Source organism: Paenibacillus mendelii (assembly GCF_024498075.1).
GTDB lineage: Bacteria > Bacillota > Bacilli > Paenibacillales > Paenibacillaceae > Paenibacillus_Z > Paenibacillus_Z mendelii.
This window is the reverse complement of the sequence record NZ_JANHOF010000023.1, coordinates 22660-40284: the sequence shown is the minus strand read 5'-3', so window position 1 is coordinate 40284 and position 17625 is coordinate 22660. Positions and strand designations below refer to the sequence as shown.

Sequence of the window (17625 nt, the reverse complement as noted above, 5' to 3'; positions counted from 1 at the left end):
ACCCGCTTAGAACGACTATTTCACAAATATAAGAGCAGGCTGCCGTAGGCACCTGCTCTTCCACTAGAAACATCTATTCGCTATAAACCAATGTCAGATATGGATTATGATTTTTTGAATTAAATTCGTTTAGACGATTGATGACCTCCTTATAGCCCTCTGAATCCTCCTCCCTTAATTTTTCACAATCAAGGATATGGACTCTTCTTGATGAGCCGCGAGAATGAGCAGCTGCTTCCGTTAAAAATGAACTGATGTTCCCTTCAAAATAACAGTTCCCAAAGATAAATTTTTCTTCGATATCCGCCGTGTTGGATATCCCCTGTTTTCTTGTAACCATGGTTTGCATTTCCCATGCACCATATTTATTCCCATCCGGATCATAAAAATAAAACTCCATTCCGCAGCCACCGTTATCTCGAAGCTCTTCAACCTGAGCGCCGCTTTGTTTCAATGAGCGATGTAGATTTTCTATGTCCTCAACTTGAAAAGACAACATGTTCATGTCAAAATTTTGACCCGACCATGCGTCTGTTTTATACTTCATTGTTGTCCCATCTTTCACTTCAATGAACATAAGATCTGACCCATCATCTAAGGTAAGCCATGGTCCTTCCGTACTTGATAATTGAAAATGTTCAGCGAACCACTTCGATGTCCGATCTGGATTGGAGGACGGAATATAGATACAAGACACCTTTTTCAATAATCTTTTTGGTACCGTTTGTATGTTCTCTGTTATAACGACTTGCTCTTCTAAGTTATTGCTCATTCTTCCGCTCGCCTCCAATTACCATAATTTACCTCAACAATAGACTATCCCATACCTTTCCCCGTGTAAATCATTTTCATTATTCATTTCGACAACTGTTCTATGGCTTACAAAAAAACAAGGAGCAGCTGCCGTGGCAAACTGCTCCTTGAAACTCCGACTCGGCGAAAGTTATTCTTCTTTAGCCGTTTCCGCATATTTTTTAAAATTGTCTAAAATCGCCTGCCATCCGGCTTGCTGCATCTCGACGGCATTGGTCTCTTCCGCGTCGAACGATTCGGTGATTCGCGTGTCGTTGTCTTGGCGAATAAATGCGATCTTCACTTTCCTACCATCGGCGATTGTATAGGAGATGCTCTCGTTAATGCTCACCTCGTCATATACTCCGCCGAAATCAAATCCAAAGCTGCCGTCTTTGGCTTCCATTCTGGAGACGAATTTACCGCCGACCTTCAGATCATTCTCGGCATATGGCGTGTGCCAATCATCGGAAGCCTTATTCCATTGCATGATATGCTTCGGATCCGTCCAATATTTCCATACGCTTTCAACGGGTGAATGAACAATTGTTTCCACTGTTATCGTTACTTGATTACCTGTTCCCATTACATAACCTCCTTGGTGGTTAAGATACACAATTTACCTAAACCAATTATAGCATGAAGCGGCAGCTAGATTTCTTTTCAATTGCTATTATATAAATTAAATACAAGGAGAGCTGCCCGCGGCAAACTGCTCCTGCCGTTCAACGGAATGGTGCGGAACCGCCATACGTCAAGAACGTATTGCTAGTGTAAAATGAAGCCATAACCAAGTGAGGTGTCGTGTATTGGCAATAGAGATTTCTAAATTGGTTACATCAAGAGGGAAGTTACAATTTAATATTAGAGGAAACGGCAAACCCCATATTGTTTTAATTAACGGCGGGTCTGGCCCCATAGAAGGCTGGATGAAAATATTGCCTGAAATTTCGGAGTCGTCCTCTGTGTTTTCCTATAATCGTTTGGGTGTGGCGGGTAGTGATAAGCCTAAAGAACCCCAAGATGGACTAACAATTGTCGAAACCTTACAGGAGGCATTAAAGATAGTAGGATTCGAACCTCCATTCTTGCTTGTTGGGCATTCATTAGGGGGATTATATGCAAATTTGTATGCCCGGCGTTACCCAAATGATGTAGCTGGCATCGTCTTTTTAGAATCCAGCCATCCGAAAGATATAAGCCTTGATGAATATCAAGGTACGGTAGTAAAACGAATGAACAAGCTATTATCTACGTTCGATTCCTTCTCTTCCCATAAACAATTCAGCGAGGTTCATTTTGTAAAAAAAACGGTGGAACAAATCCATGCAATTGATCATTTTCCCGACATACCCGTATATGTGATTACAGGTATGAAAGAAAATCGTATGATGCCAGAGAAGGTTCGTAAAAAACGGATCGAGCATCAGTTGGAACTACTTTCATTATCTAGATACAACAAACATATCCCCGCTGAAAAAAGTGGACATTTCCCTCAATTCTCAGAGCCAAAAGTCGTCATAGATACGATCAAGGATTGTATCCAACAAATCAAACAAATCACGCAGTAGCAACGTCCTCCGCCACACTCTACTGCCCTTTAACTTAAAAACAAGGAGCAAGCTGCCGCGGCAAACTGCTCCCTTGTTTCATTGACTAGCGTGTCCCGCTAGCAGACTATTCTATTCTGATTCAACAAATATGATTTCCATCTCTTCTAATTGATTATGATCAAACTCACTTAAAATATCTGAGGAAACCCACTCATAATTAGTTAAACCCATTCGTTGAGCTATTAAATATGCTGGCTGATTTTCAAAGTTTATTTTGCTATCCTTAAAGTCGAAAATTTGCTCAAGACCAACTATGGAGTTACCTTGCTGCAAAACCAATTCTTCCAAGAACTCGAGATCAAATAGCTTCTTCTCAATGACTAGATCTTCTCCTGCCCAGTCAGCTTCATAATCAAACACAAGCTCATCTTTATTGTATATCTTTAATGTCCACATATGATCTTCAAGATAGACGTAATGGACTAGAATTCCAGGATTTAATTCGCTTATTATCTCGTCTACATTTGCCCCTCTGTAATCAACTACAAAGGTAACCCACCCCTGCTTTTCCCCATAAACATAACCCGTCATTTCAGAATCGCGCAGCAGAGTTACTGCTTTTGTTTGATCCAAAGTCTTAAGATGAAAACTTTCACTGAATTCACTCATGCTGAGTCAGCCTCCGCAATAATAATGTTATGAAATCACTCTACCCTTTAGCTTAACCCATTTTGATCGCGAACCACACGGTTGATTATATCTCGTCAAAAATGCATTGCTGGTTCATTCGTTCTCATTTGGACAACTTTCCAATTAAACCACCCACTACTGTGACGTCTTTTTCTCCAGCGGCTTGTTTGGCTTGCTGAATAGCAGCTTCGACAGTATCTACGAACGTAAAACTTATACGGCCATTTTCTTTTGGTTTTCTCTCTGGCGCTTGCTCAGTGATGACATAAATTGGAACCTGAAATTCATAGGCATCGGCGTAGGCATCAGGATCACTTGCCATTTCAAAGGTTCTACGGCCCATAACTACCGCTCCGGTTGTGCGGATCGACTCTTGCATCAGGTCGGTTTGCTCAAGCTCCTTCAGGTCAGGATAGAGCAAGGCGACACTGCCATTCCCATCATTAATGAATCCATCGAGTGACATCGTCATACCAAAGATAACTTTTGCCACAATGACTCCAACTCCAATCTATTTTGTTTATTGTTTTCATCAGAAACATGTTTAGCTCATGTTAGCATCCATCACACTACCAGGCATTACTGGTTCACGGATAGCTCGAAAAATTTATTTAGATGACCGAGCAATGACTGGGGTTGAGTAGAAATATACGAAGCATGATCTCCAGTCACGACGACTAGTTTTGTGTGAAGCAACTTTGCCATCTCACGAGCGTAATCCGGACGTATAATATCATTATCTCCGATTACGAGCAGGACAGGCACAGTAATGGATTGCAGCTGCTCCGGCTCCAGAAAATCCTGTTTATTCACGTTATTAGCCATCTCTGCACCTTTGGCGATCAGTTTGGACCAGTTTTCAGGATGTGGAGCTACACGTTCGTATTCATGCTTCATCTGGGATGGAAAAGCTTCGGCGGAAGCATGTTTAAGTCCTTCGACAATAGAGGGATAATAGCCATCCATACTATATACGGTTGAGGCTAGTGCCAGTTTGCGGATCAGGCGGGGATTCGACTTGGCCAGCTGCAATGCGACTGTTCCGCCAGCACTGTATCCGAACACATCCGCTTCAGCGATTTGCAATTGATTCAATAATTCAGCGGTATCACGGCTCATTTGAGCAAAACTTAAGGGGCGGTCAATGTCTGCCGTATGACCATGACCTTGCTGTTCAATTAATACTACCTGACGGCGATCGGCCAACTCCGGCAATATCGGATCGAACATACCGGTAGTCGTAAACTGACCATGGAGCAAAACTAACGGTTCGCCTCTTCCATGGATTTCATAATACATATTCAATCCATTGACATTCTTGTAACCGCTTTTTGTATCACTCATGCCTAAGCCTCCTCTGCGTCCTGACGGACGATCGTCATTATCATTTCAATAATAGTACAATCAATGTTTCTAAGTTTCTTTTGAATTGCTTTCTTTGTTCATGCACTCCACCCTTTTCCGAGAGATTGTTTTATACCAGAGTTGCAGTTATCGGGCTTTTTCACAAGAGAAAGAGAGGTCATCGTATAACAATACAAACACCTCCACTGAAAGTACATCACTACGTTATCCAGCCCTTAATAAAAACAGGAGCAGCTGCCGCGGCAAACTGCTCCTTGGTTCCTTCAACTAACGTTCCCTCTTAGCGCAACAACATTACCGATGCTACTGACGGAATTTTGTCTAATTCTCGTAACTTTTTAGTGGCATACCAACAAATTCTTTGAATGACTTGATTTGATCGCCCTCAAATTCGAAAACTACCGTAAGTTCATTGCGATAAGGTTGTTTATTCAATGTCCCCTCAGCCTGAAAAACTACGACTTCAAAATGGAGATCGTAAAGTACAATAAGGGGAGTAAGCTTTACGCGCAGCACTTCCCTTTCAAAGCTGACCAGTTCTTTAAACCGTTGCTTACCAACCTGTTTATCTTTCCAATCATCGTATGGTAAAGGGATCGAGAAATGAAATTCCTCTGTAGCAAGGGCGAGGAAATCAGTCGTGTCCCCATCTTCAAATGCGGAACGAAAAGCCTGAAAGGCTCGACTGCATGGCGAAGTTTTCACATCTCTTCCATTTGGCTGGCCTGTATAATTATCCTTCATCATTGTGGTAAACTCCTCTTTTGCTCAAAATTGATATTCTGTACGAATTTGGCCATTGTCATCTAAAATAAGAAAAACGATCCCACTTGCAACGACCTCTCCACCTTGTGACGGAAGCATATCCCAGCTATACACGACAGCATTTTGGAGTGCTTTAGAGAGATTTGCACGGACGAATATATAACCACCTTTTCTAACAAACTCATCGTGAGCACTAGCGATTCTTTTTTCGATCTCATCGTATCCCCTTGCCTCAATCCCTTCAGCGAAATGGTTACCATCCCGGGTCCAGAGTTCGGCAATAACCTTACGCCGGGTACTTTCATCTGATTCATTCCAAACCGCTACATACTTTTCAACGAACTTGTTTACCTCGATCACTTTTTGATTCCCTCCTGAAACGATAATCTTTTCTCCTGACAAAACAAGAATATCCTATAAACATGACAGGTACTTACATGTTTATGTGATATGATAAAAAAAAATAAGGGATGCGGGCTTATGTATAAATCTCAACGATTATTGCGATTGATGATGATCATTAATGCAAAAAAATCATTTACCATTCCGGAGCTTGCGATGGATTTAGGTGTTTCACCACGAACGATTTCTAGGGATTTAACCGATCTGGGAGAACTAGGGGTACCCCTTTATTCCATTCAAGGGCGTGGCGGCGGCTACAGGCTTCTAAATGAACGTATACTTCCACCAATAGCGTTTACTGAAAGCGAGGCTATTGCGATTTTTTTCGCCGTCCAGTCTCTACGATACTTTGGTGCACTTCCGTTCGGTGATCAAGCGGAATCTGCACTAGATAAGTTCTATCACTATTTGCCGACTGATGTGAGAGAACAAATTAACCGATTACAGGATAAAGTAGCAATTTGGTCCCCCAACCGGAGTATGTCGGCCACATGCCTCACCGTTTTATTACAAGCAATCATGATAAAATCTGCCGTTACGATTGAGTACAATTCAAGCGAAAACGGACTGGATACCAGAAAAATTCAGCCCATTGGACTTTATTCTGACCGTGGTTATTGGTACTGTCCGGCTTATTGTTTTACCAGACAAGCGTACAGACTATTTCGAGTGGATCGAATTTTGACCGCAAGTCTGAATGATAACGTTTCTTGTCTTGAAGATGTAGATAGGAAGTCAGTGTTCAACTGGGATGCGGAGGAGTTAGAGCGTCAAGAAAAAACATTATTTTGTGTTCACTTAACACAAAAAGGAAAGAGAAAATTAGAGGAGAACGGAAGGTTGAGAGATTTCATCGAAAGTCAGGACGATGGAGGAGGAATTATTCGAATGCTCATACCAGCTAACAAATTGGAGTTTTATACGGACATGATATGGGAGCTGGGACAAGAAGCAAAAATTGCTGAACCTATGGAAGCCATAACGTATATAAAGTGTAAGTTAGAAGGGATGAAAAAACTATATCCTTAATGTTGCATGATATTCAAGTAAGTAGAAATGCCCTGTTAAGTTAATCTGCCCGTTAGCTGAACAGGTCACCGATCTTATCGGCAGCCTCGTCCTTGTTAGTATTGAGCTATAGTTCTAAAACGAGATTGATTATTTGCTATTTTAGAAGGAAATGTTATTTATTTGTTAAATAGTGGTAATTGGGAAAGTAGCCGAAAAAATCAAAAATTTACTAAGGGAGTTGTCTTATGAATAGAGCTAATGCTTGCAACATACAAAGTGGTGATGTACGCAAATTAATTCTAGGAGATGAGTAGCTTTGAATCAAAGATTCCCGTTAACTGCAAATTATGATCCAAGCTGGATTAATGAGAACAAGATGGGACCCAATCCTCTTTGGTTAGTTGAAGAACTAGTTAGGGAAATGAACCTCACCCCAGGTATGAAAGTTCTTGATCTTGGTTGTGGTAAAGGATTAACATCTATATTTCTAGCAAAAGAGTTTGGAGTTCAGGTATGGGCGAGTGATTTGTGGATAGATCCCACAGAGAACTTATCTCGTATTAGGACCGCGGGGGTAGAGAGTCTCGTCTATCCTATAAAAGCAGAGGCACATTCCATGCCTTTTCCAGATGAATTTTTTGATTGCATAATTAGTATTGATGCTTATCATTATTTCGGAACAGATGAGTTGTTTTTATCATGGTATTTGAAAAAGTTAGTGAAGAAGGGCTCTGAAATCGGAATCGTAGTGCCGGGTGTAAAGCGAGAAGTATCAAATGAACAAGATCTCCCTTATAAATTAAGGGAACTATGGACCGACGATCTTTATACTTTTCATACTGCAGAGTGGTGGGGAAATCATTGGTCAAAAACAAAAACAGTCACAATCAATCAAGTGGAATATATTAAAGATAGTCATAACCTATGGTGGCAATCAAATTGTGATACAGAATTGTTAAATGCCGATGAAGAAGAATTACTTACTTTTGTCAAATTTATTGCAACAAGAATCGTATAACTGAAAAGAAGGCTGCCTAAAGCAGCCTTCTTTTATGTTTGAATCTTTCTAATCACAAATTCCTCCTGAATATTTCCTTTTGCCCATTAGAAGCTACAAAGAAGCCCCTTCACTATAGTGTCCCGTTTAGCTTAACAAATAACTTTTCCGTTGGGTTTGGACCTATCATATCGATTCCATCCTTCGGAGATATACATCTCAATTCTAATGAACTCAGCCGGATTCCTTAATTCGCCGGATTCCTTGCACGATCCGCTCCTTGAGACTCTCCCGCAGCGAGTAAATGACCGGTGCCGAAGGGATGTCGAATTTCAGATGGGAGTGGGGAATTTCCGTGAGTATGGTGCCGATCGGATTGCCTTGCTTGTCATGGATTACGTTCCAAAATATTCTCGATCTGTTATCTTCCGTACCCCATTTTTCAAGGGAGTTTCGGAAAATCAAGCGCTTGGCGATAACGAAATCATTCTCTTCGAGCTTCTCCATAGCGCTGAAACCGGCATCTTCCAACTGTTCGAATATGAACGGCATAAGCTGATCCAAATAAAGACCATAGGCCGCATCTTCGATTTCAACAAAAGCAGCCGTCAATTGTTCATGCATGGATTCGTACATGGACCTCCACTCGGACTCGATATAACTGTTGGCCACCTCACTTATTTCTTCGATCGCCATGTCTTGCCGGAAAATCGGGATTCCTTTCTTCACAAACAAACGCCTCCTTCTCTTCATTTCAATTCCATTGTACAACTTGCAAGCCAATTCGAAGGTTAAGCAAAAAAAGAGAAGGAATGTCAACAATTTTTATAGAAAACCTTATAAGCAAGTTTAATTATGATCTATTGTAATGAGGAGAGATGACGAGTTGACGATGCGCCCAAAAAAAATGGCGGCGAAATTCATGATTAGCGCCAGTACTATAAGGAATTACGAGGCTAAAGGCCTAATACCTCCAGCTGAACGATCATCAAATGACTACCGTATTTATACGGACCAGCACGCAGCCTATCTGTCGTGTATCCAAGCCATGGCCCCGGCATTCGGAATGGAAGTGACGGCCGAGGTGCTTCGTTGTCTCCATCAGGACAAACCGCAAACGGATCTGTGGGCGTCGTCGTGGCTCCTCTTGGTCAAATACTCTTCGTACTCGAACTCACCGTTGCGGAAGGCAAGATTACCGAAATCGAAATGATTGCCGATCAGGCACGTCTTCGCCAGCTCGACTTGGCAGTTTTGAACGATTGATAGGTTGCGAGTCAAAAAGCTATAGCCACACTAAAATAGGACTTAAAAACACAAAAGAACGCACTGTCGCGGTCGCAGACAATGCGTTCTTTTGTGTCTAACAGTAAAAGCGTAAGAATGCTATTCCTGTTTACGTCCAATATACATGAGATGTTCCGCTAAACTCAGCAAATCCTCGCGCTCACACACTTGCTCTGCCAAGTCCAGCCAAGCGGATACAACTTCATGCGATTGACTAAGCAGTTCCGCCTCACGCAAATATAAGAAGCTTTCGCAATTGAGCAAATGCAGCTTTTCCAGATGAAACGGTTGGAAAAAGGGAAGCACATCTCGCGGGCGGATAAAGAAATTTTCCGAAAATCCATGTCCGGTAAAGTTCGCATCGTCTACTATAGCATTGAGCTGAGATCGTTTCTCCTCATTCAGAATCATGCTTGGATCCTGGATCAGATAATCCCACACAAAAGAATAAGAAGAAACAAAGGCTACGAAAAGCGTCCCGTTCGGCTTTAATATCCTCAAGCATTCATTAATTGTGGTGATCCTGTCGCATTCGTCTTTTAGATGATACATAGGGCCCATGCAGAGCACATGATCGTATTGTTCATCTTCAATTGCTGGTAAATGACGACAATCCGCACGTAAACCGTTTAGCGGCAGTCCGAGCTCCCGTGCCTTATTCAGCGCAAAATCTACGTTGTTTTGGGAAAGATCTGCCAAGGTCACTTGGCAACCAATTTGCGAAAGGTATAGTGAATACTTTCCCGGCCCTCCACCGAGGTCGCACACCTTGTCATTTGGTTTGACATAACGGGTTATATAGCGTTTGCTAAGCTCGTATTCGACTTGGTGGCGATCGAGCCGCTTCCACTCGTAGTTAACAGTCTCATCATAGAATTTTCTTACGATTTCAATGCTGTCCATGTAACCCCTCCTAACTGTCATCGATTTATACGATCGTTAACTCTTGACTTGATGTCACAAAACAAAAAAATCCCACCCCCAAGAACATAGTCTCAGGGACGAGATTTAAACTCCTCGTGGCACCACCCAGGTTCGCCGATAGGTCACCCTATCAGCCTCTTTAAGTACGGCCCCCCCTTGGAATGCTTATACTCTAGCTCTGTAACAGGAGCTCCTGTCACACCATCCCCTCCAAAGGCGGTTCCGATAATGGGAGCAACTGCCCAATAAATTACAGCGTTTTCCGTATAAATTCTTTAATATACTTTTCTTTAAAGCCAAGGCTGTCATACAGATTTCTGGCATAATTCCCGACAACACACCAAAGGTCGACTTTCGCATTGCCACGCTGATAGATCTCGTTGCATAAATACATAACAAACTTTCTTCCGATCCCAAGCCCCTGAAAGTCTGTACGGACGGAAATACTGCTGAGTTCATGACCAGAAATGTGGCTATAGGCGACGATCTCCCCATTTATTTCGAAGACAAAACGGTCTTCCGCATCCTCTTTCCATGCTCTTCGTTCTTTTTCGCTGGGCGTTGCAATTACAGAATCGGGAAAACACCCTACACTAAAGCGCATTTCATGAAATGCTGTGGCATACAGCGACTGACTGGCAAGATAGTCTTCATCCGTATACAGCCTCACGGGAAGCTCCTCCAAGGGAAAGGGATCGCCGGTTCGCTGCATTAAAGCCGATGAAAAGTATTTGTCATAACCGAGCTTGCGTGCAAACGCAAGAGAAGATTGATGGCCGGCACGAAAGGAACTTCTGACTTTATGGGTTCCGCCCGTCCTCAATTCGGTTTCAGCATACTTTACCATAGCAGAACCGATTCCTTGCCTGCGAAACTGTGGCGCGACAAACACAGTTAAATAGGACTGGGATGCAGGCTCGTTCACTTGAGCCAGTGCAACCAGCTTATCCTCGATAAACGCGGTAATAAACAATTCCGGTTCTTCAGCAAGCACCCGAAGGATGTCTTCACCCGCCTCGAAGTCAAAGCTTAATAATTCTCTTGCTGCATGATCATCTTTTTCACTGAAGTGTTCGTATCGGATACCTGCTATATTCATCAGCCTCTTGATTCCTCCGTTCTTGTCATTCGTCACACCATATCGTCTTTCGTCTTTGAAGATCGCGGGCGTCTAGTAAAAACAGTCGCAGAGTGCCGGCGGTCATGCCGGTGCCCCTGCGACTGTTTGGCGCGTAGAAACTTAGTTCATTGAGCTTCCTCGTCGGCCGAGGGGCCGTAGATGCCCGGCACCGGAATATCGAGAAGCCGCAAGTATACCCCGAGCTGCGCCCGGTGGTGGACCATGTGGCTTAATCCGAAGGTGCGGAGCGCAATCGCCCGCGGCTCGCGGAGGATGATATGGTCGCCGTGGCGCAACGTCCATTCCTCGCTGAGCGTTTTCTCATCGCATTCGGCGATCAGCTTTTCCAGCTTGCCGACGTTCGCGTCGAACTCCTCGAGAACATCTGTCCGTCTTTCCAAAGCGTCTCGCCGCAGCGGCACGGTCGAAAGATCGAACTCCGGGTACTGAAAAATTGCGATTTGCCAGTTCAGCAGGTTGATCAGATGCGTGGCCAGCCCGCCAAGCGTCATCGATTTCTCGTGCGGCTTCCATGCCATATGCTCCTCTGGCAAGCGTTCCAGAATGCGGCGCGTAGTAGCCAGTTCATGCATTGCGTCGCCGAAGATCAGTTGTTTGACCATAAATCCCTCTCCTCCCTTATGGTTTAGCATACTATAAATTCCAGTAGAGAGGAAAGGAATGTCTCGGTCGTTAGACGTTCGGTCGTTCGGAATGGTCCGACGGTATGGATGCCGAGCAAACGTACGCCCACCGTTTCAACAGGGATTAGCCACCCCCGTAATCAGCAACGGGCTCCGGTAGCGGTCGGACGATCGCGTCCACTTTATAGCCGAAGCCGTACCCGCCGCTCATGTTGTCCAGCTTGACAACTCCGTTCGTACGCGTATACAGGCTGGGATGGACGGCGGCCTTCGTACCGGGACGCTTCGGGGTAAAACTGCATGCTATTCGTTTCCGCGGCCATTATCGTTCCGGCATGCCGGCTCAGTAAACTATTAGAGAAGCGATAATGTTACTTCAACAGCATTATCAATGATTATTCGTTCGGGTCGAGACTTCATGATTACGGTTAAACCGATTAACGACACAACTAAAGCATGCGCTAAAGCTTTCGGATTCGTATCGGCTTTTAGCTCGCCCGATTGTAATCCTCGTTCAATTGTTTCCTGGAACAGGACAGCGAGGTACATTTGATGTTCTCTCGTAATAATTTCAAATTTCTCATCATGAGGTGCAAGTTCAACCATTGTATTAATACAGAAGCATCCCGGACTACCCTCTCCCTTATATTCCTCATCGACCAAGCTTTTAAAAAACGCATGAAATGCATCCCTGACAGACGTTTTACTTTGGAGTTGCGCTCGAATGTTAGAGGCATGCACTTGTGTATACTTGCGTAGAGCTGTTTCGAATAACTGTTTTTTATCACCAAAGGCTAAGTAAAGGCTAGGTCGCTGAATTTCCATTGCCGATGTCAGATCGTTTAATGAAGTAGCCTCAAAGCCTTTCTCCCAGAACAAACGCATCGCAGCGTTCAAAGCTTTCTCCTCATCAAACTCCCGGTGTCGAACCATTCCTACCCCTCCCAATTTTACCGAATGGTATAGTATAAATAATAAACTCTGAATAAAAAGCTGTCAAATATGATTGGACTTTCACTTGACTTCTTCGATTTTAAAGGATATTTTATTTATAATCATTTTGTATCGAACGGTATAATATGATTAATAATTCACAGGAGAAAAACAATCATGAAGAAATTTGAAACCGATGAAATGCCACAGATGGAAACTTTTAAAAGAGACTCGCATGACGTTCAACAACCGGCTTCTATGTCTCGTAATATGGCATTACTATTTGCCGTTTCCTGTGGACTATCCGTTGCAAACATTTATTACGCCCAGCCGCTTCTGGACACTATAGCGGACGAATTCGGAATCGCGCATTCCTCCATTGGTATCGTTATTACGATTACGCAGATCTGTTATGCGCTGGGCCTTCTTTTGCTCGTACCACTTGGTGATATACTTAACAGGCGTTGGCTGATTCCAGGGCAAATGTTATTATCCGTACTGGCGCTAGTTGGAATCGGTCTCGCCCCGACAGCCGGGATGTTGTTCACGGGATTGGCTATCGTGGGTTTATTGGCTGTCGTCACGCAAACTATGGTTGCATATGCAGCGAATTTGGCCGCACCAACCGACCGGGGGCGTACGGTAGGCCTGGTGACCAGCGGCGTGGTAATTGGCATTTTGCTTGCGAGAACAACCGCTGGAGTATTAACGGATCTCGCCGGCTGGCGGTCCGTATATCTTTTTTCAGCAGCATGCATGCTCGTTATTTCATTCACACTAATACGGACTTTACCTCTTGATGTACAACGAAATGTTCCGATTTCCTATTTTCAATTGCTTCGTTCGGTGCTCGTATTATTTAGAGAGGAACGCATTCTTCGTATCCGCTCCGTGCTTGGTTTACTAATCTTCACTGCTTTCAGCATCTTGTGGACATCGCTCGTTCTGCCACTCAGCATGCCACCGCTATCCCTCTCACACTCAATCATCGGAGCATTCGGTCTGGCAGGAGTCGCGGGAGCATTGGCGGCAACTCGAGCCGGGAGGCTAGCCGACCGTGGTCTGGGACAAAAGACAACAGGAATTGCTCTATTGCTGTTATTGATCTCATGGCTGCCTATCAGCTACACAGAGCGCTCGTTGACGGCTCTTGTCACGGGAATCATTCTCCTCGACCTAGCGGTACAAGCCGTACATGTGACGAACCAAAGCATGATCTTGAGTGTACGCCCAGAGGCACGTAGTCGTCTCACCGCAACCTATATGATTTTTTATTCCATAGGAAGCGCTACTGGTTCCATTGCTTCAACGAGTATTTACAAATATGCCGGTTGGAACGGGGTATGCCTGCTTGGGGCCGCCGTAAGTGCTTTAGCGCTGCTGTTCTGGGGAGTAACCCGCCGCTTGTCATAATGAGGCTTATATCTCTTACTCCTTTCGAAGATAGCTTCCTTGGTATCCTGCCCATTCGCGCAACGAGGCTGCCGATCCGTGTCGGCAGCCTCGTCTTAGTTTGAGTGTTGAACGATCGTGCCCGTTAGCTCACACGCTAACTATCGAATAGCCCTCTGCCAATTAAGTTTGCAGTAACCGGCTTTTTTTCTAGCTCTCGAGACCATATAGACAATTGACCGATGTGGTGAATCTCGTGGGCGATCACGTGCCGCATCACTTCGCCGTATGTATGGGCTTCCCGCTCCCCTGTATCCGTGATTTTGAGGAAGTTTGTTGTCTATTATTCTTGGGTGTCTTCATCACTTTTGTATTCTAAAATGTCTCCAGGATGGCATTCTAATGCTTTGCAAATTGCCTCTAAAGTTGAAAGCCTAATTGCTTTTGCCTTTCCATTTTTCAATATAGAAAGGTTAGCCATTGTTATTCCAACCCTTTCCGAAAGGTCTGTTACGCTCATTTTCCTTTTAGCCAGCATCACATCAATATTGATTATAATTGCCACGATTATCCACCTCAGACTATTAAGTCATTCTCTGATTTTATATCGATGGCTAAAGCTTGATACAAGGCAACGAAAAACGGTGTTACCGTTATATATGCACCTATCAAAAAGGGATACTGCAAGTAGGCAGTCTCTGGATGCGCTGCTGCATCTTTAGCGGCTATCCATGGCAACCCAAATATACACAAAGCAAGAACTGGAGTTCCGGCAATAAAAACAGCTATCTTTAAAAAGAATGTTGAACCTTGTTTCATAAAAAGCACCTCACTATTTATTGCCAATTTGACTGTAACACACGTTTTATCGTTTTTCAATAAATAGTTATTGTTTTTCATTATATTAATGTTGTTATATAAATATCCTTTTCATTTATAAATGATTGAACTATCGTTCTCCGTTGGCCTAATCGTCATCTTTTTCCCGATTATTTTTTATTCTGCTTGAATATGTACAGCCTAGGCACGGTCACTGAATGTAACCCGGTCATATTCTCCTTTCTTCTGTGTGCTGACGGATAAGGGTATTAAAAATGAAGGTAATGGAAAACTATATACGACTTATGACCAGCTTTATAAACAAAATGTAACGGAGGAAGCATATGCCTATTTTCAAACCTTCACAAATTGTGCGATCAATTTATGACATAGACGGAGACGCGCTGCAACGGGCAGGAATTAAAGGAATAATATTTAACTGGAGTAATACATTAATTCCGAAAAATTCTCCGTCTGCATCGGATTCTATGAAGGAATGGCTGAAAGACTTTAAATCCCGATATGCGATTAAGCTGATTATCGTCTCGAACAGTAAACCTCCTTCGCAAGGAAACGAGCTGGTTAATGAGATTCCGGCTTTATTCGAAGCGAGTAAACCGAAGAAAAAAGCATTTATGGCTGCTTTGGATATACTCGGAACCCGAAAGAATGAGACAGCGGTTGTCGGCAATGGAATTATTACTGATTTATGGGGTGGAAATCGATTAGGAATGTATACGATTTTTGTTTCTCCTTCATGGACAAAACCCCGGATTATAGGTGTAATAAAACGGTTGATGGTAAAAGTGCTTCGAGTGTAAAAGGAAAGAATGACGCGGGGATACTCCTTACTGTAAGGCTGGTCATTTACCAGCCTTTTTACGTATACGGGGGATACCGATGCCCAGCCATCAGAATGCGGGTTTCAACCTCACAAAAAACTGGCATTCCTACTTTATACGGTTTAGAATTTCCACTGTTTGCAAATAATCAAAGATATCTTCCATAATGACCCCCTCAACGCACTTTCATAACCAACCCGATATGCAAGCCGATTCCATTAATGTTACTTTGTATGATTATATAGCAGTAGTTTGCTTATAAGGAACGGCATTGAGAGGATTAGGCAATCAATTAAGATAAATTAGATATCACTTCTATGTTCAGGAATGCATAATAAAGTCATGCCACATAGGTACTACTGTTATCGCGATGGAAGTAGTCATGGCGTCCGTTTCATGGGGTTTACCCGTACGATCACGAATTGCGGCGACGGAGTAAGTCTGTTATGGATGTAATGGATAAGATCAAACCGATTTACAAATAATCCTAAAAAATTGGAGGATTTTATATGCAAAAAGTAATTTTGAATAATGGTGTTGAGATGCCTATACTCGGTTTTGGTGTTTTTCAGATTGCAGATCAAAATGAGTGTGAACAAAGCGTTTATGACGCTATTATGGCGGGCTATCGACTGATTGATACAGCTGCCTCTTATCTCAATGAAGAAGCCGTTGGCAGAGCGATCAAACGGTGTGGCATAACAAGAGAGGAATTATTTATTACTACGAAACTTTGGGTTCAGGATGCTGGCTATGAGCGGACGAAAAAAGCATTTGAAAAATCACTGGAAAGATTGCAATTAGATTATTTGGATTTGTATTTAATTCATCAGCCATTTGGCGATGTGTATGGCTCTTGGCGCGCTATGGAGGAGTTATATCGTGACCTCAAATACATCAAATACATCCCCTGAAACAACAGAAGTCATGCAATTCAGAGTAACCCTACCGTTAATTACAGATACCAGCTCCCTTCCTTTTTATTTAGGGGAATTCAAACGACTCACAAGGAATATGGCAAAGAGAACAAGAGATTTAACACTCATTAGAATCAAGGATCAATATGGTCGATCCTCAAATTTATTGGATGGTAAAATGTGGATAGATCGAATATCCGAAAGAATTGAAGCAGGTACCATTGAAATTTGGCGAATCATCAATATAATCGATGATGATCCTCACCCCATCCATCTCCATTTGGTTGACTTTCAAATTCTTGATCGTCAACCTTTTGATGTTTCTCTTTTTCAAAAAACGGAAACCTTATTTTTACGGGACCTCCCTCTCCTCCTGATCCCTTTGAAACGGGATTAAAAGATACAGTTCAGACCCCCTTTGGTTACATTACATCTATTATAGCCCGTTTTGGACCCTTCACCGGACGTTATGTGTGGCATTGTCACATGCTGGAGCATGAAGATCACGAAATGATGCGTCCCATTGAGGTCTTTAAAGCACACTGGTGAGGGGTATAGACAACAATAGGTGCAGAGAATTTATTAAACTCCCTCAGTACGATTCAGTTTTCTCACGAATGCTCGCTTATTCGCAGGATTTCAACCTTGCCAGAAATGCAGAAAGATACGCGTCCTCTTATCGGTGTCCTTCGGGAGTTGAACGCGCTACGCCGGCCGTGCCGCCCATCCATAGTTTGAGCGACCATGAGTGAAAGTTAGACTACCTTATTGCCATACAACTGCTTGTTCTAACGGCAATACTCAATTTCGATTGTGCTACCGTTTACACATTCAGTTAGTTGCAGATTAGTAGCCAGTCCTTTTCTTCTGTGAGTTTCCGTAGTTGTCATCAGCCACTTTAATGGTCGGTGAATTAGGAACCGACAAGCATTTGGCGATTAGATTTAGGCTTGCGGAATGACGGACAAAGGAAAAGACCCGCCATTGGCAGGTCAATTTAGAGGCAAAACACGGTATTTGGTTTTGGGATGGAGCCAGAACTTCACGCCTCCAAAAGCAACATACCACTCCGTATCAAGCTCCAGATTGGCTGGGAAAAAATAGGCTGCCAAGCTCAAACATAATCGGATCGCCGCAATGTAAGGGGTATAGAAGTCTCATTCCATCGTAGA

Annotated in this window: 22 protein-coding genes and 3 pseudogenes; 10 read left to right on the top strand and 15 right to left on the bottom strand. The window is 43.2% G+C overall.

The features are described 5' to 3' along the window. Positions 1-73 precede the first annotated feature (73 nt). Positions 74-772, bottom strand: coding sequence for a VOC family protein (locus NNL21_RS32895; protein WP_204822038.1), 699 nt, complete (start codon positions 770-772; stop codon positions 74-76). 171 nt (positions 773-943) lie between these two features. Next, on the bottom strand, positions 944-1378 hold the full coding sequence (locus NNL21_RS32890) for an SRPBCC family protein (protein WP_204822039.1): 435 nt from the start codon (positions 1376-1378) through the stop codon (positions 944-946). 223 nt (positions 1379-1601) lie between these two features. Here NNL21_RS32890 and NNL21_RS32885 point away from each other — a divergent pair, with 223 nt between their 5' ends. After that, positions 1602-2363 (top strand): alpha/beta fold hydrolase, encoded by a 762-nt coding sequence (locus NNL21_RS32885; protein ID WP_204822040.1) that lies wholly within the window; start codon positions 1602-1604, stop codon positions 2361-2363. A 111-nt stretch (positions 2364-2474) separates the two neighbouring features. On the opposite strand, the gene NNL21_RS32880 is transcribed toward NNL21_RS32885, so the two are convergent. From NNL21_RS32880 to NNL21_RS32860, 5 genes are all read right to left on the bottom strand, one after another. Then, the gene (locus NNL21_RS32880) at positions 2475-3014 is read right to left on the bottom strand and encodes a hypothetical protein (protein ID WP_204822041.1); all 540 of its coding nucleotides are present in this window, start codon (positions 3012-3014) and stop codon (positions 2475-2477) included. Between the two features lie 124 nt (positions 3015-3138). Continuing rightward, positions 3139-3528: a dihydrofolate reductase family protein gene (locus NNL21_RS32875; RefSeq protein WP_204822042.1), complete on the bottom strand. Its 390-nt coding sequence runs from the start codon at positions 3526-3528 to the stop codon at positions 3139-3141. A gap of 86 nt (positions 3529-3614) precedes the next feature. Further along, positions 3615-4379 (bottom strand): alpha/beta fold hydrolase, encoded by a 765-nt coding sequence (locus NNL21_RS32870; protein ID WP_204822043.1) that lies wholly within the window; start codon positions 4377-4379, stop codon positions 3615-3617. Positions 4380-4721: 342 nt separating this feature from the next. Then, complete coding sequence (locus tag NNL21_RS32865) at positions 4722-5147, bottom strand: nuclear transport factor 2 family protein (protein WP_256555644.1); 426 nt, start codon at positions 5145-5147, stop codon at positions 4722-4724. Positions 5148-5168: 21 nt separating this feature from the next. Next, on the bottom strand, positions 5169-5567 hold the full coding sequence (locus tag NNL21_RS32860; RefSeq protein ID WP_204822044.1) for a hypothetical protein: 399 nt from the start codon (positions 5565-5567) through the stop codon (positions 5169-5171). 78 nt (positions 5568-5645) lie between these two features. Here NNL21_RS32860 and NNL21_RS32855 point away from each other — a divergent pair, with 78 nt between their 5' ends. After that, positions 5646-6596 (top strand): helix-turn-helix transcriptional regulator, encoded by a 951-nt coding sequence (locus NNL21_RS32855; RefSeq protein ID WP_204822045.1) that lies wholly within the window; start codon positions 5646-5648, stop codon positions 6594-6596. Between the two features lie 298 nt (positions 6597-6894). Continuing rightward, positions 6895-7596, top strand: coding sequence for an SAM-dependent methyltransferase (locus NNL21_RS32850; RefSeq protein ID WP_204822046.1), 702 nt, complete (start codon positions 6895-6897; stop codon positions 7594-7596). A gap of 213 nt (positions 7597-7809) precedes the next feature. On the opposite strand, the gene NNL21_RS32845 is transcribed toward NNL21_RS32850, so the two are convergent. Beyond that, the gene (locus NNL21_RS32845) at positions 7810-8304 is read right to left on the bottom strand and encodes a DUF6022 family protein (protein WP_256555643.1); all 495 of its coding nucleotides are present in this window, start codon (positions 8302-8304) and stop codon (positions 7810-7812) included. A 139-nt stretch (positions 8305-8443) separates the two neighbouring features. On the opposite strand from NNL21_RS32845, the pseudogene NNL21_RS32840 reads away from it, so the two are divergent. Next, a pseudogene (locus NNL21_RS32840) lies at positions 8444-8617 on the top strand (MerR family DNA-binding transcriptional regulator); the annotation flags it as partial. Between the two features lie 50 nt (positions 8618-8667). Continuing rightward, complete coding sequence (locus tag NNL21_RS32835; protein WP_204822114.1) at positions 8668-8841, top strand: hypothetical protein; 174 nt, start codon at positions 8668-8670, stop codon at positions 8839-8841. Positions 8842-8961: 120 nt separating this feature from the next. Here the strand turns inward: NNL21_RS32835 and NNL21_RS32830 are convergent, their stop codons facing one another. The 4 genes from NNL21_RS32830 to NNL21_RS32815 form a co-directional block, all read right to left on the bottom strand. Next, complete coding sequence (locus NNL21_RS32830) at positions 8962-9765, bottom strand: class I SAM-dependent methyltransferase (RefSeq protein WP_204822048.1); 804 nt, start codon at positions 9763-9765, stop codon at positions 8962-8964. Positions 9766-10036: 271 nt separating this feature from the next. Beyond that, positions 10037-10885, bottom strand: a complete 849-nt coding sequence (locus NNL21_RS32825) for a GNAT family N-acetyltransferase (RefSeq protein ID WP_204822049.1) — start codon at positions 10883-10885, stop codon at positions 10037-10039. Between the two features lie 146 nt (positions 10886-11031). Further along, entirely contained in the window at positions 11032-11529 is a 498-nt protein-coding gene (locus NNL21_RS32820; protein WP_204822050.1) for a DinB family protein, read from the bottom strand. A gap of 375 nt (positions 11530-11904) precedes the next feature. Next, complete coding sequence (locus tag NNL21_RS32815; protein WP_204822051.1) at positions 11905-12483, bottom strand: TetR/AcrR family transcriptional regulator; 579 nt, start codon at positions 12481-12483, stop codon at positions 11905-11907. 201 nt (positions 12484-12684) lie between these two features. On the opposite strand from NNL21_RS32815, the gene NNL21_RS32810 reads away from it, so the two are divergent. Next, on the top strand, positions 12685-13896 hold the full coding sequence (locus tag NNL21_RS32810; protein WP_256555650.1) for an MFS transporter: 1212 nt from the start codon (positions 12685-12687) through the stop codon (positions 13894-13896). Positions 13897-14032: 136 nt separating this feature from the next. Here the strand turns inward: NNL21_RS32810 and NNL21_RS32805 are convergent. From NNL21_RS32805 to NNL21_RS32795, 3 genes and pseudogenes are all read right to left on the bottom strand, one after another. After that, positions 14033-14185, bottom strand: a pseudogene (locus NNL21_RS32805) (DinB family protein); the annotation flags it as partial. Positions 14186-14218: 33 nt separating this feature from the next. Then, a complete protein-coding gene (locus NNL21_RS32800) occupies positions 14219-14440 on the bottom strand; it encodes a helix-turn-helix domain-containing protein (RefSeq protein WP_204822053.1) in 222 nt (73 codons plus the stop codon). Between the two features lie 11 nt (positions 14441-14451). After that, on the bottom strand, positions 14452-14694 hold the full coding sequence (locus NNL21_RS32795; RefSeq protein ID WP_204822054.1) for a DUF2975 domain-containing protein: 243 nt from the start codon (positions 14692-14694) through the stop codon (positions 14452-14454). A gap of 344 nt (positions 14695-15038) precedes the next feature. Between NNL21_RS32795 and NNL21_RS32790 the strand changes: the two genes are divergently transcribed. From NNL21_RS32790 to NNL21_RS36670, 4 genes and pseudogenes are all read left to right on the top strand, one after another. Beyond that, positions 15039-15515 (top strand): YqeG family HAD IIIA-type phosphatase, encoded by a 477-nt coding sequence (locus NNL21_RS32790; RefSeq protein ID WP_204822055.1) that lies wholly within the window; start codon positions 15039-15041, stop codon positions 15513-15515. A 530-nt stretch (positions 15516-16045) separates the two neighbouring features. Further along, positions 16046-16429 (top strand): annotated as a pseudogene (locus NNL21_RS32785) (aldo/keto reductase); the annotation flags it as partial. Continuing rightward, on the top strand, positions 16380-16850 hold the full coding sequence (locus tag NNL21_RS36675; RefSeq protein WP_309145366.1) for a multicopper oxidase domain-containing protein: 471 nt from the start codon (positions 16380-16382) through the stop codon (positions 16848-16850). The pseudogene NNL21_RS32785 and the gene NNL21_RS36675, both read left to right, overlap by 50 nt. Next, a complete protein-coding gene (locus tag NNL21_RS36670; RefSeq protein ID WP_309145367.1) occupies positions 16802-17002 on the top strand; it encodes a multicopper oxidase domain-containing protein in 201 nt (66 codons plus the stop codon). Before NNL21_RS36675 ends, NNL21_RS36670 begins: the two co-directional genes overlap by 49 nt. The last annotated feature ends 623 nt before the right edge of the window (positions 17003-17625 follow it).

Coding starts and splice junctions, on each gene's coding strand:
- NNL21_RS32895 (WP_204822038.1), bottom strand. CDS start 772: ATGAGCAATAACTTAGAAGAGCAAGTCGTTATAACAGAGAACATACAA.
- NNL21_RS32890 (WP_204822039.1), bottom strand. CDS start 1,378: ATGGGAACAGGTAATCAAGTAACGATAACAGTGGAAACAATTGTTCAT.
- NNL21_RS32880 (WP_204822041.1), bottom strand. CDS start 3,014: ATGAGTGAATTCAGTGAAAGTTTTCATCTTAAGACTTTGGATCAAACA.
- NNL21_RS32870 (WP_204822043.1), bottom strand. CDS start 4,379: ATGAGTGATACAAAAAGCGGTTACAAGAATGTCAATGGATTGAATATG.
- NNL21_RS32865 (WP_256555644.1), bottom strand. CDS start 5,147: ATGATGAAGGATAATTATACAGGCCAGCCAAATGGAAGAGATGTGAAA.
- NNL21_RS32855 (WP_204822045.1), top strand. CDS start 5,646: ATGTATAAATCTCAACGATTATTGCGATTGATGATGATCATTAATGCA.
- NNL21_RS32830 (WP_204822048.1), bottom strand. CDS start 9,765: ATGGACAGCATTGAAATCGTAAGAAAATTCTATGATGAGACTGTTAAC.
- NNL21_RS32825 (WP_204822049.1), bottom strand. CDS start 10,885: ATGAATATAGCAGGTATCCGATACGAACACTTCAGTGAAAAAGATGAT.
- NNL21_RS32820 (WP_204822050.1), bottom strand. CDS start 11,529: ATGGTCAAACAACTGATCTTCGGCGACGCAATGCATGAACTGGCTACT.
- NNL21_RS32815 (WP_204822051.1), bottom strand. CDS start 12,483: ATGGTTCGACACCGGGAGTTTGATGAGGAGAAAGCTTTGAACGCTGCG.
- NNL21_RS32810 (WP_256555650.1), top strand. CDS start 12,685: ATGCCACAGATGGAAACTTTTAAAAGAGACTCGCATGACGTTCAACAA.
- NNL21_RS32795 (WP_204822054.1), bottom strand. CDS start 14,694: ATGAAACAAGGTTCAACATTCTTTTTAAAGATAGCTGTTTTTATTGCC.
- NNL21_RS32790 (WP_204822055.1), top strand. CDS start 15,039: ATGCCTATTTTCAAACCTTCACAAATTGTGCGATCAATTTATGACATA.
- NNL21_RS36675 (WP_309145366.1), top strand. CDS start 16,380: ATGTGTATGGCTCTTGGCGCGCTATGGAGGAGTTATATCGTGACCTCA.